This window comes from Amycolatopsis anabasis, from assembly GCF_009765355.1.
In the GTDB taxonomy this organism is placed as follows: domain Bacteria; phylum Actinomycetota; class Actinomycetes; order Mycobacteriales; family Pseudonocardiaceae; genus Amycolatopsis; species Amycolatopsis anabasis.
Window position 1 is genome coordinate 1 of sequence record NZ_VTHK01000110.1, and the last position, 13,252, is coordinate 13,252.

Annotated in this window: 18 protein-coding genes; 3 read left to right on the top strand and 15 right to left on the bottom strand. The window is 66.5% G+C overall.

Features of this window, described 5'->3' with window-relative positions:
• The 13 genes from FXO23_RS49440 to FXO23_RS49500 form a co-directional block, all read right to left on the bottom strand.
• Positions 1 to 1,331: DNA translocase FtsK 4TM domain-containing protein (locus tag FXO23_RS49440; protein ID WP_281356757.1), on the bottom strand; the 1,331-nt coding region annotated here is incomplete at its 3' end.
• Positions 1,321 to 2,484: a hypothetical protein gene (locus tag FXO23_RS49445; protein WP_158895985.1), complete on the bottom strand. Its 1,164-nt coding sequence runs from the start codon at positions 2,482 to 2,484 to the stop codon at positions 1,321 to 1,323. The genes FXO23_RS49440 and FXO23_RS49445, both read right to left, overlap by 11 nt.
• Before the next feature lie 58 nt (positions 2,485 to 2,542).
• A complete protein-coding gene (locus FXO23_RS49450) occupies positions 2,543 to 3,157 on the bottom strand; it encodes a hypothetical protein (protein WP_158895987.1) in 615 nt (204 codons plus the stop codon).
• Positions 3,154 to 3,765 carry a hypothetical protein gene (locus tag FXO23_RS49455; RefSeq protein WP_158895989.1) on the bottom strand — a complete coding sequence of 204 codons (612 nt, stop codon included), beginning with the start codon at positions 3,763 to 3,765 and terminating at the stop codon, positions 3,154 to 3,156. Before FXO23_RS49455 ends, FXO23_RS49450 begins: the two co-directional genes overlap by 4 nt.
• A 52-nt stretch (positions 3,766 to 3,817) precedes the next feature.
• Entirely contained in the window at positions 3,818 to 3,991 is a 174-nt protein-coding gene (locus tag FXO23_RS49460; RefSeq protein WP_158895991.1) for a hypothetical protein, read from the bottom strand.
• Between the two features lie 72 nt (positions 3,992 to 4,063).
• Positions 4,064 to 4,624 carry a hypothetical protein gene (locus FXO23_RS49465; RefSeq protein ID WP_158895993.1) on the bottom strand — a complete coding sequence of 187 codons (561 nt, stop codon included), beginning with the start codon at positions 4,622 to 4,624 and terminating at the stop codon, positions 4,064 to 4,066.
• Entirely contained in the window at positions 4,624 to 4,923 is a 300-nt protein-coding gene (locus FXO23_RS49470; RefSeq protein ID WP_158895995.1) for a hypothetical protein, read from the bottom strand. Before FXO23_RS49470 ends, FXO23_RS49465 begins: the two co-directional genes overlap by 1 nt.
• 23 nt (positions 4,924 to 4,946) lie before the next feature.
• Positions 4,947 to 5,282: a hypothetical protein gene (locus tag FXO23_RS49475; protein ID WP_158895997.1), complete on the bottom strand. Its 336-nt coding sequence runs from the start codon at positions 5,280 to 5,282 to the stop codon at positions 4,947 to 4,949.
• A gap of 522 nt (positions 5,283 to 5,804) precedes the next feature.
• A complete protein-coding gene (locus FXO23_RS49480) occupies positions 5,805 to 8,075 on the bottom strand; it encodes a hypothetical protein (protein ID WP_158895999.1) in 2,271 nt (756 codons plus the stop codon).
• 52 nt (positions 8,076 to 8,127) lie between these two features.
• Positions 8,128 to 8,502 (bottom strand): hypothetical protein, encoded by a 375-nt coding sequence (locus FXO23_RS49485; RefSeq protein WP_158896001.1) that lies wholly within the window; start codon positions 8,500 to 8,502, stop codon positions 8,128 to 8,130.
• A 165-nt stretch (positions 8,503 to 8,667) separates the two neighbouring features.
• The gene (locus tag FXO23_RS49490) at positions 8,668 to 10,095 is read right to left on the bottom strand and encodes a hypothetical protein (RefSeq protein WP_158896003.1); all 1,428 of its coding nucleotides are present in this window, start codon (positions 10,093 to 10,095) and stop codon (positions 8,668 to 8,670) included.
• Positions 10,092 to 10,361 (bottom strand): hypothetical protein, encoded by a 270-nt coding sequence (locus FXO23_RS49495; protein ID WP_158896005.1) that lies wholly within the window; start codon positions 10,359 to 10,361, stop codon positions 10,092 to 10,094. Before FXO23_RS49495 ends, FXO23_RS49490 begins: the two co-directional genes overlap by 4 nt.
• A complete protein-coding gene (locus tag FXO23_RS49500; protein ID WP_158896007.1) occupies positions 10,358 to 10,498 on the bottom strand; it encodes a hypothetical protein in 141 nt (46 codons plus the stop codon). Before FXO23_RS49500 ends, FXO23_RS49495 begins: the two co-directional genes overlap by 4 nt.
• A 189-nt stretch (positions 10,499 to 10,687) precedes the next feature.
• Between FXO23_RS49500 and FXO23_RS49505 the strand changes: the two genes are divergently transcribed.
• The gene (locus tag FXO23_RS49505; RefSeq protein WP_158896009.1) at positions 10,688 to 11,461 is read left to right on the top strand and encodes a GntR family transcriptional regulator; all 774 of its coding nucleotides are present in this window, start codon (positions 10,688 to 10,690) and stop codon (positions 11,459 to 11,461) included.
• Between the two features lie 325 nt (positions 11,462 to 11,786).
• On the opposite strand, the gene FXO23_RS49510 is transcribed toward FXO23_RS49505, so the two are convergent.
• Positions 11,787 to 12,050, bottom strand: a complete 264-nt coding sequence (locus FXO23_RS49510; RefSeq protein ID WP_158896011.1) for a hypothetical protein — start codon at positions 12,048 to 12,050, stop codon at positions 11,787 to 11,789.
• 198 nt (positions 12,051 to 12,248) lie between these two features.
• Positions 12,249 to 12,437: a hypothetical protein gene (locus FXO23_RS49515; RefSeq protein ID WP_158896013.1), complete on the bottom strand. Its 189-nt coding sequence runs from the start codon at positions 12,435 to 12,437 to the stop codon at positions 12,249 to 12,251.
• Between the two features lie 72 nt (positions 12,438 to 12,509).
• Here FXO23_RS49515 and FXO23_RS49520 point away from each other — a divergent pair, with 72 nt between their 5' ends.
• Together FXO23_RS49520 and FXO23_RS49525 are read left to right on the top strand one after the other, a co-directional pair.
• Positions 12,510 to 12,698 (top strand): hypothetical protein, encoded by a 189-nt coding sequence (locus FXO23_RS49520; protein WP_158896015.1) that lies wholly within the window; start codon positions 12,510 to 12,512, stop codon positions 12,696 to 12,698.
• Between the two features lie 50 nt (positions 12,699 to 12,748).
• Positions 12,749 to 13,252, top strand: a 504-nt coding sequence (locus FXO23_RS49525) for an ATP-dependent DNA ligase (RefSeq protein WP_484477000.1), incomplete at its 3' end; no start/stop codon positions are given.

Genomic DNA, 13,252 nt, shown 5'->3' on the forward strand with positions numbered 1-13,252 from the left:
AGGTTCGCGGTGACGAAATGGCCCTCGATGTCCTTGCCCAGCCCGATCACCATCGGGTGAGGGTCGACCAGCACGATCTTCGCGCGGAGTACATCGCCCAGCATCACCAGATCGCGGTGCGGGCTCGGAACCTCGATTCCGATGGCGGACTTGCCGGGGATCGGCGCCAGCAGCCGCACATTGTCGGTGGCCACCGCGAGGGCGATGTTCTTGGTCAGCGCGGTGACCTTCTCGACCTTCACCCCGCGGCCGAGCGTCACCTCGTACCGAATGGCCGTCGGGCCCCAGGTGCAGCCGGTGACCCGGGCGTCCACGTTGAACTCGGTGAACACGTCGTTGATCCTCGAAGCGTGGGGTGCCTTCGTCCTGTCCACATTCTTCGGTTTCGGCCCGCGGGGAAGCAGTGACGTGGGAGGTAGCCGGTAGTCGGCGGTGTCGCTGCGTCGAAACACCGACTCTTCGGGATCCGCGGGGATCGACGTGGTGCGCCCGTCCGGCAGACGATCGCGCTGCGGGGGGTCAAGATGCGGCCTGGCGCCCGCTTCCGTAGCCGCTGCTTGCGGGGCGAGCACCTGTTCGTGCTCGGCGTCGGCTCGTACGTCCGCCTCTTCGTCGGATGGAGCCCTGTCGTCCGCCTCGGCCCGGATGGGCTGGCGGCCGGACGCACTGCGTTTGCGGAGCCGATCGCGGATGGGGCGAAGCGGGATCCCGGTCAGTAGCGTGCCTCCGGCCAGGACGCCGAGCAGGATCGGGGTGGCGATCCACGGTGTCAGGCCGGAGGCCAGCGGTCCTCCCGCCAGAGCGCCGAGGATGCCCGCGCCGGTCTTTAGCTGGTCGGTGTCCTGGGGAAGTCCTCGCGTGATGTGAAGCAGGCCGAGCAAGGCCAGCCCAGCCAGTGCCGAGCCGACCACGATCCTGGGCGTTCGCTCCTCGTCCGGTTCAGAGGATGAGGTGCGCATGAGCACGATGCCGAGGACAGAGAGCCCTGCGGGCAGCACCAGGGCGGCGAGGCCAACGAGGTAGTGGGTGATCTCGTCGAGACCGTTTCCGAACTGGCCGCCGCTGCGGAACCAGGTGCTGACCGCGGTGAGTACGGCACCGGCCAGCAGCGCGAGCGCGAAGCCGTCGCGGCGATTGCTGGAGGTGACGTCGTTGCGTCCGGTGCGTACGAGCACGCCGACGTTGTGGGCGACCGCAGTCCACAGCCGCACGAGGAAACCGGAAAGCCCCTTGCTGTTCTTCCGCGAAGGGCGCCGTTTCGCGGCGGTCTTCCGGGCCTTGGCCTTTCGCGACGGTGCACGTCCGCTGTCGGCGGAACGCTTACGCGCCATGTCGGTCCTTCCGTCGATTCGCGAGTCCTGGGACTGCTGGCTTCGGGTGGTGTTCCGCTTCATGCGGCACCCGCTGTGCCGTGACGCTGTTGGGATGGCACTTCGGACACTCGGTCCGGCTGCCCGTATCGGGGTCGACGAGGATGCGGAAGCGGACGTTGAATTTCGCCAGGTCGTCGCCGCGGTCGCGGCCGCAGTCTCCGCACCACGCCGGGGGGCCGGGCTTGATGCCGTCGGGTGGTGCCGCCGGTATCGCGGCGAGCATGCTGATGACGTAACCGCCCACGTTGGACAATGCGCCGGGCCTGGCCTCGGCGGTCTTCACACCGGCGTTGACCCACGCGGCGAGGGTCGTCGGGGTCCAGGGTCCGGCGAGGGCGACCTGGATCCGGTTCCGCACCGACCGCCGTCCGGGTTGGTCAACGCAGCCAGCGACGCTGACGAGCGACCAGAACTCAGCCAGCTGGGGATCATGATGTTTTCTCTCTTTTAGAGAAGAGAAACCATGATCATTGCCTTTAGTTTTCTTACGGTCGGGCTGACCTGCATCTTCTCCGGCGGTCCGCTGGTCGGCCCGACCAGCAGTTTCCTCACCGTCGGTCGGGTTTTGCCGACCGTGAGAATTCTGACGGTCGGAAGGTGAACGTCCTGGTCGAGCCGACCGTGAGTTTTCTGTCGCTCGGGTCCGAGTGAAGTTATCCACAGCCTTGTCGGGGGCGACGGTGAGGCGATGATCGGCGGTGGTCAGGTACTTCTGCCCGCCGCAGCGGATCAGGGTTTTCGGTCGGTACTCGACCGCGAGCTGGCACAGGTCGTCGAGGGTCAGCGGTGCTTCCCAGGTGACGGTGACGGTGTAGCGCTCGCCGCGGGTGCCGTAGGTGCGGACCTCGGCCCAGTAGCCGTTGTTGATGAGAAACTTGCGCGCGTCGCGGGCTTTGGGCAGGCCGACTTTCCAGCGCGCCCGAAGCGCGTCGAGGGTGAGCGGGGCGTGGTCGTCGGGGTCGTGGAACATGGCCGCAAGGTGGAAGGCGATCACGACCGGGTCGTCGACGAGTTCGTAGAGGTCGCGGGTGATCGGAGCGCTGCCGCGAAGCTGGCGGAGGCGTCGGAAATGGCCCTCCGTCGACGGCGGTGTCGCCTTCACATCGTTCATGCTCTGCGGTGCGCCCCTTTCGTTCCGACGGCTTGTCCTGCTCGTTCCGGGGATTTGGTCAGGTCAGCAGGGGCAGGACGCCGACGGCGCCGCCGAGGACGGGCCGCAGGCAGATCCGCAACTGCTCGAAACGCGCGCGAGTCTCGGGGTGACTGAGGAACGGGGAGCAGAGATCGTCGAGCAGTGCGGCCGCGATCGACTCGATCTCGGGGGCGGCTGTGGCTCTGTCGCGGAGGTCCTTGCCGGGCTCCCATTCGGCGCGCACCTGCTCGACTTCCGCTATCGCCCTCAGGAGCCGGGATTCGTTGAGGAATCCCTCGGGGTAGGTGAAGCCGTCCGGACCGAGTTCGGCATCGGGCTGGACGAGGCGGTGGGTGTGTGCCAGGCCCTCGGCCGCGGCTGCCCACGCACGCAGGACCTCCGGCCGCACGGCAATGGCGTAATACGGCAGGGTCTTGATCTGTTTGCGGGCTTGGACGCGGGCGCGGGCGAAGCGGGTGTGTATCTTGCGAACGGCGCGGAGACGGGTGTGTAGTGCGATCCGGTCGAGCGTTTCGGCGAGCGGTACGACGTCGTCGATGCGATCGAGCACGTTTTCCGCGGCGTCGGCGAGGTTGCCGAGAGCGGTGCTCGGCGTCCTTCCCGGGGTGGTGCTCGCTGGTGACCTGTTCACTGTGAATTCTCCTGTCGGCCGGTCGTTTCGGACTCGCGATGCGCGGCTGGTGGTTCGGGAGGCCTGCGGAAGGCGATCCCCACGGCGGGTTCGGGCAAGGGTTCGTCGTGCCCTCCGCCCGGGCTGGCGATCCGGGGGTAGGTGGCGGCCAGTTCCATGAGCGTGTCGGCGGCGCCTTTGGAAACGACCTGCGTCGCGGCGACCGCGAGATCGTGGTAGGCGTCCGCTCGGGTGTCGGGATTGGCCGATTCAGGGTCGGCGAGGTGGTCGAGGGACGCTCCGGCCGCGGCTTCCAGCTCTGCACAGGCCGTTAACGCGCGCGAGGTGGCGCCGGCGCAGGTCTGCTCGGCGTCGGCAACGAGGCGAAGAAGCTGGCCCGACTTCCACAAGTCTTGTGCGGCTTGCTGGTCGTGGGCCTCGGTGCCGAACACGGCCTGGTAGACCTCCGCCGCGCGTCGCTGGGCGGAGGCGAGGTGGCGCAGCAGTTCGGCGCGCACAGCTGGGTTGGTGTGTCTGCCAAGGGCCTCGCGGTAGGTGTCGCCGAGCTGGTCATTCGCGGTGAAGACCGCAGCGGCTTGGGTGGCGGTGAGGTCTGTTCTCGGGATCATGACGTGCTTCTCCTGGTGGTCGCTCGGGCGTTTGGTGCGGGACCTGGCGCGATCACCTGTTGGCCAGCCTCGGCCGGTCCCAGGGCCGGAACGCGAGTTGCTCGCCGCTGGTCGTGGTGGCGATCCACTGGATACGAACCCGTCGAACACTCGTGATCGCGCCGTAGCACTCGGATCCCTTCACGGTGTCGCCGGGCCGCAGCTTCGGCGGCCATATCGGTGTCATGGGTGTTCTGGTTCCTTCCCCCGGAGCGGTGACTGGCATGGCGGGTTCGGCCACCGTGGATTCGGTGGGTCTTCAGGCGGGAGCCGTCCGCTGCCCGAGGGCAACGGCATGACGGCGAAGTTGTGCGGCGAGGTGATCCGCCGAGTCCTGGCGGCGCGGGTCGAGTTGCGTTTGGACGAGATCAGCGATCGTGTCGAGGCCGTAGAGCGGAGGGAGGCTGCACTCGATCGCGGCGGTGAGGTCGCCGCGGTTGAGCACCGGATCGCCGTCGAAGGTCACGCGTAAGGCGTGTCCTTCCAACGCGGCGGCGGTGATCGTGTGGCCATCCAGCGTCCAGGCCTTCTTGATGCCGCGCCGACCGTCGGCGATGCCGTAGGGCTGGTAGATCGATTCCTCCCGTTCCACCCAGCCCGTTGCCGTCAAGGTCTCGGCGAGCTGGTCGAAGGTAAGCGAGGCCAGCTCAGGCGGATCGCCTTGGAGCAGGAGCAGTTCGTCCTCCGCCAGGTCGACGACTCGCAGCATGTCCTCGAGCACGGCCTTGCGCGACGCGGGTGGAAACGGGGAGCTGCCCGTCTCCGCGTCGCGTAAGGCCTGGATGCACAGGCGCAGCTTGCTCAGGTGTTCACCAAGCATCAGGCCGCCCTCCGCTCGGCGACGGTGGTGTCGTCGAGGTAGGCATCGCGGTAGTGCTGGGCGGCCGCGTTGTAGTTGGCGCCTGCCAGGTGCTCGAAGTGCTCGCGCGCCTGGGGATAGATCTCGCCCAGCGCCTGGTAGAACAGCGCGACGTTCTCGTACAGCAGGCCGACTTCGAGATTCTCCTGCACGGTCAGCTTGCGGGACGAGAGCAGAAACTCCGTGATGTCGGTGACGAACTGCCGGGCGAGCTTGCTCAGGTTGCGGGCCTGAAGTTCGGGCGTGCGCGTGAGGGGCAATGGAACCTCCGGGTGGTGGTGGATCAATCGGTTTCGGAAGGGGCTGGCGCAGCCGGACGGTCTGCCCGGGCACCGGCGCGCATCGTTCGTGCGATCTGGTAGATCCGCCCCTCGCTGAGCCGCCATTGGGCGGCGAGGTCGGAAACGGGCACGTTCGCGTCCAGCGCTTCGGTGACCGCGGCCGGGCTTTCTCGCTCGACCTCCGCCTTCAGCGTCCTGATCGCGCTGCGCAGCCGGGCGACGCGGCGCCAGCGCGGCTCGTCCGATGGCGCTGTTCGCCGGGCCACCAGAGCGATGTAGGCCAGCAGGCCACGAATCTCCGCAGCCTTGGCTGGCTTCGGTTCGGGTAGTCCACTCATTGCATCACCTCCCTACTTCTGTAGTGAAGTACAGTACTTAGGAAGTTGGAGCCGGATCAAGGGGTAAGGCGCGATCTCGCTGAAATGCGAGCAGAAATGGCACGGATCGGGGGAGCACATCCCATGATCAGGAATGAAGCCCTCAGCGCGGCTCTCGCGCGACGTGCCCCCCTGCGGCGCAGAATCTGTCCGACGGAACGGATTTCGTCCATCCTGAACGGGTTCAACGGGGTGGAATGAGGGTCGTCGATCCGGGTGACCTGTCTCGGTTGGACGGTGTTGGTCGTGTCGTTCGGCGGGCGCGGGCGCGCGCGTGCCCGCAGAGGCCGGCGCGTGGATCGCATCGGGGGTATGGCGGTCGCGCTTCTCCTCCCGTAGGGAGGAGGGGTCAAACCCCCGGTTTAGAGGCGGGGTTTGGTGTCCGGTTTGGACCGGTTTGGCAAAGAGTATGGAGCCTGCCCAGAAGGGGTATCGGACGGGCGGGCGAAACCCGTCCGATACGCCCTCTGACCTGCGCAAACCCTAGGCTTTGGCGAGTTCCTCCGCAGGTTGGATGACGTAGGCGCCCTGCTGCGCGTCATAGCGCAGGCGGCCTGCCTTTTCCAGCTTCCTGAGTTCCTTGGAGAACCAGCCGTGCGAGCGAATCCTCTTCGACTTTGGCCGGTTGTACAGGCTGGCAAAGTCGCGGGGGCGGACCGTCTCCCGGCCGGACTGCTCCAACTCGGCGATCCTGTCGGCCACCATCTTCCGGACTTCCTCGGTAGAGCACTCGGGGCCGTCTCCAGGTGAGCCGAACTGGATGTCGGCGGGGCTGTCGGGCAGCGGGGTTTCCATGTCGGTCTTCACCTCGGGGGCTGGGTCCTCGACCTCGGTGCCGCCGGCGGCTCCATCCTGTTCCACGGCTTCCTCGTAGCTCTCGCCGAACTGCTCACCGCTCCCGGCAGGATCGTCCGGTTCGCGCGGCGGAGGGACCTGTTGCGGTGCTGGGATCCTGTCGGTGGTGTCGTCGGCGAGCCAGCCGAACTGGACTTGCTGCGCCCGGACGACCTCGAGCGGCGCGGGCAGGTTACGGAACCAGGCCCCGAAGGAGTCCACGGTGACGTCGTCGAGCGGATCGGGGTTGCAGGAACGAGCGTGCTGGTCGAGGGTGAGGACTTTCCCGGTCAGTCCTTCCCGGGCGGCTTCGGCCTCGGAATAGGGTCGGAACCCGCGGCGGGGCATGGCTTTCTTGCGGAGCGGGACGTCCATGCCTCCTTGGATGAGGTAGTGGTAGCCGCGTCGGGTGTTCTTCCATTTGAACGGGTCGGCGCCCGCGGCCTCGACGTCCTCGGGCAGGACGCCGGTGTCGAAGTCGTCTCCGACGCCGTAGCAGGTGGTGGTGGTGAGCATCGCGCGCAGGACGGTGCTCATCTCGGTGTGGATGGGCCGCTGGGTTGACCAGATGAGCCGGATGCCGACCTGCCGGGCGGCTTTGGCGACCTGGTCGATGTTGGCGAAGTCCACTAGGAACGAGGCCTCTTCGACCCGGACGGTGAGGAATGTCAGCCCGCAGCCAGGGCGCCATTCGGTGTACCCACGAGATCCCAGGTAGTTGCCGCGGCGTTTGATGGCACGTGGCAGTTCCCTGAAGAATCGCTCGGCCGTTGGGCGGTCGACGATGAACTTGTACAGACCGGCGGCCAGGCAACCGAAGTTCATGATGCCTTTGACGAAGTCGATCACGATGGTGGCCGACTCCCGTCGGCTGATCGCTTCGGCAACCTCGACCAGGCCGTTCATGGTCTTGCCCGACCCAGTGGTGCCGATCTCCAGTTCCTGCTCAGTGCCTTCTACCATCGCGACGTACTTCTCGGACGCCGTTCCGTCACTGCAGACGCCCATGATGTACGGCTCGAAGACGGTGCCGCCCGGGCGCGACGGGCCGGGCCACGGGATCGGGTGTTTCAGCACGTCGCGGAGCATGAGCGTAGTCTCGACGCGGTTCGGGTCCTCGTCGTCGGGGACCATCGTCACGCGGTGCGTCGGGATTCCCACCGCGCCGGCCAGTTTCTCCCGCACGCCTTGGGCGTCGGCAGCGGTCTGCTCCCCGGGAGCCAGCTCCAAGGCGGCGGTCACCCGGTTCTCGTCATGCCGCTGAACCCGAAGATCCGAGCCCGCCATACCCAGCGAGGCCATGAGCTGCCTGCCGAGTTTGCCGGGGCCCGCTGCGGAATCCCCGTCGCCCTTGGCCGCGAGGCGGATGTTCCAGCTCAGGCCTACCAGGACGGCCAGGATCAGCCACAGGTCGATCGTCGGGTGCACGAACCGGACGATCGTGAAGCAGTAGGTCCCGACGCACAGCAGCACCGCGAAGCCTGTCCCGATCTGCCACGACTTCGTCAACAGGCCGACCACGAGCGGAACGACTACCGCTGTGGGGATCAACCACCGCAGAACGCCTGGAGTCCAGGCACCAGTCCACTCCCAGACCCCAGTGATCATCGCCATGGTGATCCACCCGCCGATCAGGACCGTGGTTACCGCCGCATGTCCCACCGCGATGGCGCTGCGGTCCCAGCCTCGGGAGGTCCGCACCGCCAGCCAGGTGAACAGCAGGACGATTACCGATGCCGCGGCCGACATCCACGGGAGTTCAGAACTCCCGCCCCACAGCGCGTGGCTCCCCACACCCGCAAAGAAAACGGGGACCATGCCCGCCCACGGCCCGGCCAGCATCGCGATCCGGGAAACGTGGTGCTTGGTCACCCGTTCCCTCGCCGCAGCCGCGACCGTCTCATCGCGCCTCCGCGCCACCGAACACTCCTTCCCGCATACGGTTCTTCGAGTTCTTCGTGGTCAGCCAGGGTTACCCGTCGATCTTGAACAGCGGCCGGGCGGTCTTCCGCTTCGCTTCCTCAAGCTCAGGCGCGAAGTTGCGGATGAACAGCACCCACGCCTTCGCGAGCATCGCCGCTGCGTGCTTGTCTGCTTCGGCGGCCCGCCGGAACGCATCGGCGACTTGCTTGGCGCGCAGCTTGCTGTTAACCGACGCAGGCACCCCACGCGCGGTGAGGGCCGGGGGAATGCCTTGCAGTGCTACACGCAGTTCCGAACTAGCGAATTCCAGCTCGAAGTAGAGGTCCTTGTGAAGATCGCGTGCCAGATCCACGTAGCGGCGCAGAGCGGTGGAGCTGTCGAGCCTGATCTCGCCAAGTTCCACGGCGCCGTGGGTGTCGGGCATCGGGTTTGTTCCTCTCCCTCGGATGGAGTTGGGCAAGGGTTGTTCCGGGGTTGAGGCGGTGTGTTCCGCCCTCGGCAAGGAACAACGTTGTTCCTCTTCTGCACATATGTACTTCTATATAGAAGTACGGTATGTACCTGTGTGTTCCGTCGCAAGGGGAAACGATCATTCTTCGCCAACTGCGTGCGGATTTTGTTCCTCGGGGTCCGCGCCCTCGGTTCCGACCTGCTCGGCGTGTACTTCGCCGTCGCGTACCTGCGGAACGTCGGTATTGCCGGGTTGTTCCTCGGTCGCGGTATTCCCCTCGCGACGGGAGGCCGGGTTCCGCCAGTTGGTAGAAAGGCCGGTGTCCCGTACCTCAGGGGATTGCGGAATGCGGGGGTGCAGTTCGATCACCTGGGCAACCTGGCGGTGGTTGAGAAGCCACCGCAATCGCTGGACGCGTTCGGTGCCTCCGCCGAAGGTGGAACGCAGGCGTCGGATCGGGACGGGGCGCCCGTGGTCCCTCCGGTGTTGCCGATCCAGCGCTTCGGCCTTGGCCAAGATGTCGCCGAACTCATCGGCGAGTTGCGCGGCCTCATCGTCGGTAAGCTCCCTCACCCGCCTGCCGGGCCCGGGTTTGACCAGCTCATACCCGGGTTTCGCAGTATCTCCGGCTGGCGTGCTCTCGGAGGGTTTAGGCGCACGCTGATGTCCGGCCTGATCGCCCGCGGCAGAAGGCGGCACGGCGACAGCCGCACCCGACGCCGGGTCAGGCCGCTGACTCGGCTCCGATGTCGGGATCGGGGTCCCGCGGCGGCTAGCCGACGTGGTGCTCTCGCTTGCGGGGCCAGCAGTCTGTTCCTTGCGCCCGTTGCCGTGTTCCACCCGGGCTTGAGGAACAACAGGAACGCAGCCGTTACCAGTAGAGGAAGAATGTTCCGCAGGGGCGGTGTCACCGGCATGTTGTTCCTCCGCCGCTGGCACAGGCAGCGGGTGTTCCTCGGAAATGACCGAGGTGTGTTCCTCGGTGTTCCGCGGAGTGTGGTTCCGGCTCGCCATGTACCCGACGAGAACGTGTCCGAAGGCATGGACGAGACCGGCGACGAACACCGGGGCGGCGATGCTCATGGCTTCGACGACCCAGCTCCATTTCGCGGGCAGGAACGCACCGCGCAGCTCGGGAGGGAGTTGGTCGGCGTGATCGGGTTTCTCGATGGAGTGTCCGGCGAGGTTGCCAACGATCGAGAGCGCGGTGGAAGCGAGGAGGAGAAGGCGGCCGGACCTCTGCACTGTGGAGTTGCGGATTGCCAGCTGCATGAACGCGCCTGCGGCTGCGGCGATGTCCACCAGGACGGGCCCGAGCCAGGCCACGCTGACCGACCATCCGGCCACGATCATGACCGGCCAGATCATCTGGAAGGAGAGTGTGAAGGCGGCCGCCGCCAGCGGGAGCAGGAGGATCGTCATGACGATGACAACCCAATACGGCGTGTCCTCGTCTTCATCCCGCATCTGGTCGGGCCGGCCCCTGCGGAGTCTGAGCTGTTGCGCTCCGATCACGGCCATCGCGGCCAGCAGCAGCACGCCGAGCAGAACCTCAGTCGAACTCATCGAGTTGGGCTCCCAAGGTCGGGGTTGCCGGTACGGATCACGACGGCTTCTACGACCACCGGCGCGGACGTATCGGGCTCGGAAGGGAGTTCGCCGTCGAGCTGGTCGAGCACGTCCTCGGCGACGCGGCCGAGCCAGTTGCGTAGTTGGATCAGGCCGACCGCGAGCAGCGCGAGAAGCCAGGCCAGCGCATACGCCGACCGGATCACCAGCAGCAGCATGACCAAGCCGGCTTTGAGGAGTCCCGAGCGGAAGCGGTATGTCACGCCTGGTCTCCCTTCCAGGCGATATGCACGGGGCTGGGAACGGGCCTGGCGAGCCCGGTCAACGTGGGATGTGTGGTGATGGGCAACTCGCCGCTGAGCAGGTTGCGGGTCGGAATGGTGGCTGTCTCGCGAGACATCGGTCCCCCTTTGCGCTCCAGGTCAGCCGGGCACACAACTCGACCAACTTCTGTACTTCTGTAGTGAAGTACAGTAGGACGCGCACCAAACATGGTCAACACCTTCGCGACCTAGTTCTGCAGTGAAGTACAGAAGACCGTTACGGTGGAGACATGCCACCTGTCCGAAGGACCGACCCCCGTACCGCTGTGCAGCAGATCACCGACCACATTCGCGAACAGATCGCCTCCGGACGACTGGTCCCAGGGGCGAAACTCCCGTCCACCCGGGAGCTGCTGGACGAGTGGGGTGTGTCGGAAGCGACCGTGCTGAAGGCGATCGGTCAGCTGCGCGCCGAAGGACGGGTCGTGACCCATCAGGGCCTCGGCGTGTACGTGCCCAACCAGCAGGTACTGCCGCATTTCGCGAGCAACCTGCTTCGTCCTTGGAGCATGCAGACAGCCTGGGATCGCTTCGAGGCGAATGCCGAGGCGGCGGGCCGAAAGCCCGGCAAGCGGTTCACGAAGCGGGTGAAGGTGGCACCAGAGGACATCGCCGAGCGGCTCGGAGTGCCGACGAGAGCGAAGGTCGTCCAACGCATAGTTGAGTACCGCGTGGACAACGAGCCCTGGAGCATCCAGATCGGCTACTACCCGCTCGACCTCGCGAAAGAACTCGGCCTTGATGTCGACCACGATGTCCCCGGCGGGACCCGCCAGATCCTCGAGAAGGCTGGACACGCCGATGCCTCCCGGATCGACGAGTGGATTGCCCGTGCTCCCACGTCTGAGGAGGCGGCGCAACTGGAGATGACAGCGGGAGTGAAGCTGCTGGTCAAGACCAGCACTATCGCGAGCAACTCCCGGATCACCCGCGTCATGCGGGACCTGCTGCCCGACGATCGAAATGTCGTGATCTACGAGCAAGGCGATGACAAGGCGCTCGACATCATCCGGGCCACGCGCCCAGGAGGACGCTTGTGATCATCCGCAGGGCACGACCGCCGCGGACGTGAACACGATCGTGGCGCTACGGGAGTACCGAACCAAGTGGCTCGCTGCGCGAGGATCTGACCAGTGGCAGGACGCCGGCCTAAGTCGCCTCGAATTCGAGTGCAAGGTGCGCGCCTCGATCTGGACCGGCTGCGCCTGGATGGCAACCGACGATGACGGACAGGCGCTGGGTGTGGCGTGCGGAGACCGAAGATCTCGCCGTGCGACTGACCTCGGTGAGACCCGCCGTCAGACTGGTTGACCGCTCAACACAACAGCGGAACGTGACTAACGGTCGCTTCGGTTTCTCGCCGAGTTACCGTGACTGCGCCAGGCGGCTCTCCATCGCTTTGACAACTGCGTCGACCGGGGCGCCGACTCCGCCGATGCACACGTGCATCGCGGCCTCGTGAGCGACCCTGACCCGGTCGCGGTTGGCGTCTCGGGTGATGGCGAGGCTCGCTTGGCCAGCGACGGTTTTCACCAGCGTGATGGCTTCGTCCAGCGTGACGTTGCACGCTGCTGCGACCTCGAGGATGCGGTCGGCGGCTCGCTGCGGATCCGCGCTTCGTTCAACCATCCCCGTGAACCTCCGTTCCCGCCGAGCCCAACCATTGAATCTTGCCTTGGCGCACCGACAGTTGCCCAAATATCGGCACTGCGGTCCGCGGTGACGTCCAACACCCACCGGCCGCCCAACCTCGCGATACCGATCCTCTGGCTGCGCGGGGGCTGTGAAACCGATTTCGCTGCGGGGCGTTGGATCATGGGCGGAGCGTTACGGGCTACGGGCCGGTAACGCGGCGCTGGTGGTGGCCAGATCGGCGAGGAGGTCACCGAGTTCGGCGGTCCGATCGAGCACCTCCTCGGCGGTGAAGACCAGATCCTGGGGACGGTGGCAGTCGCGGACTTCGCCCCAGGTGACGCGGAGCGGTCTTTGACCAGCGGTAACCGGGCGAACCCGCACATTCCCATCTGGGGTCACCCAGGTGAGTTGCTAGGCCAGCGGCAACGTGCCAGATCAACTTACCGTCGATGCATGATCACCTTGCCCGTCCCCGTGGAGCCGATGCTGGCGGTGCTGCGTCCTCAGCCTCCAGCAGGCACGGTGCGGGCCTGGGAAATGAAATGGGACGGAATCGCCCGGGTTCGCCGATTCCCGCAGGCGGTGACACGCGAACTGGCATTGACGTGCGGGTCGGTTCCCGGTGTGGCGGTTGGGTTGTGACCGCGCTGCGGCCGCCGGTGCCGTTGCTCCTGGCACGGTCGGCGCGGGTTGTGCCGGTCTCCGGGCCGGGACGTACCTGGGCCATGGAGCCCAAATTCGATGGCTGGCGTTCGGCCCTTTTCATGCCCGTCGGCGTGTTGCAGTCGCGCCGGAACAATGACCTGGCCGACCGGTTCCCGGAGATCGTGGAGGCGGCGTCGCAGGTGGGCGATGTGGTGCTCGACGGGGAGATCGTGGCGCTGCGCGACGGCCGGCTGGACTTCGGGGCGCTGACGTCGGCGCCGCGGGCTCGCGCGGCCGCCGGGATCAGCGTCTACTTCGTGGTGTTCGACCTGCTCGCCGAGGCCGAGTTCGACCTGCGAGTGGAGCCGTATCGCGTGCGGCGGGAACAGCTGGAGCAGCTGTTCACTGGGATCGAGCCGCCGCTGCAGCTGGCGCCGAGCACGACCGACCGGCAGGCCGCACTGGCCTGGATGCGGCCGGAGATGAGCACGATCGGAATCGAAGGTGTGGTGGCCAAGCTCGTGGACGCGCCGTATCGCGCGGGCCGCACC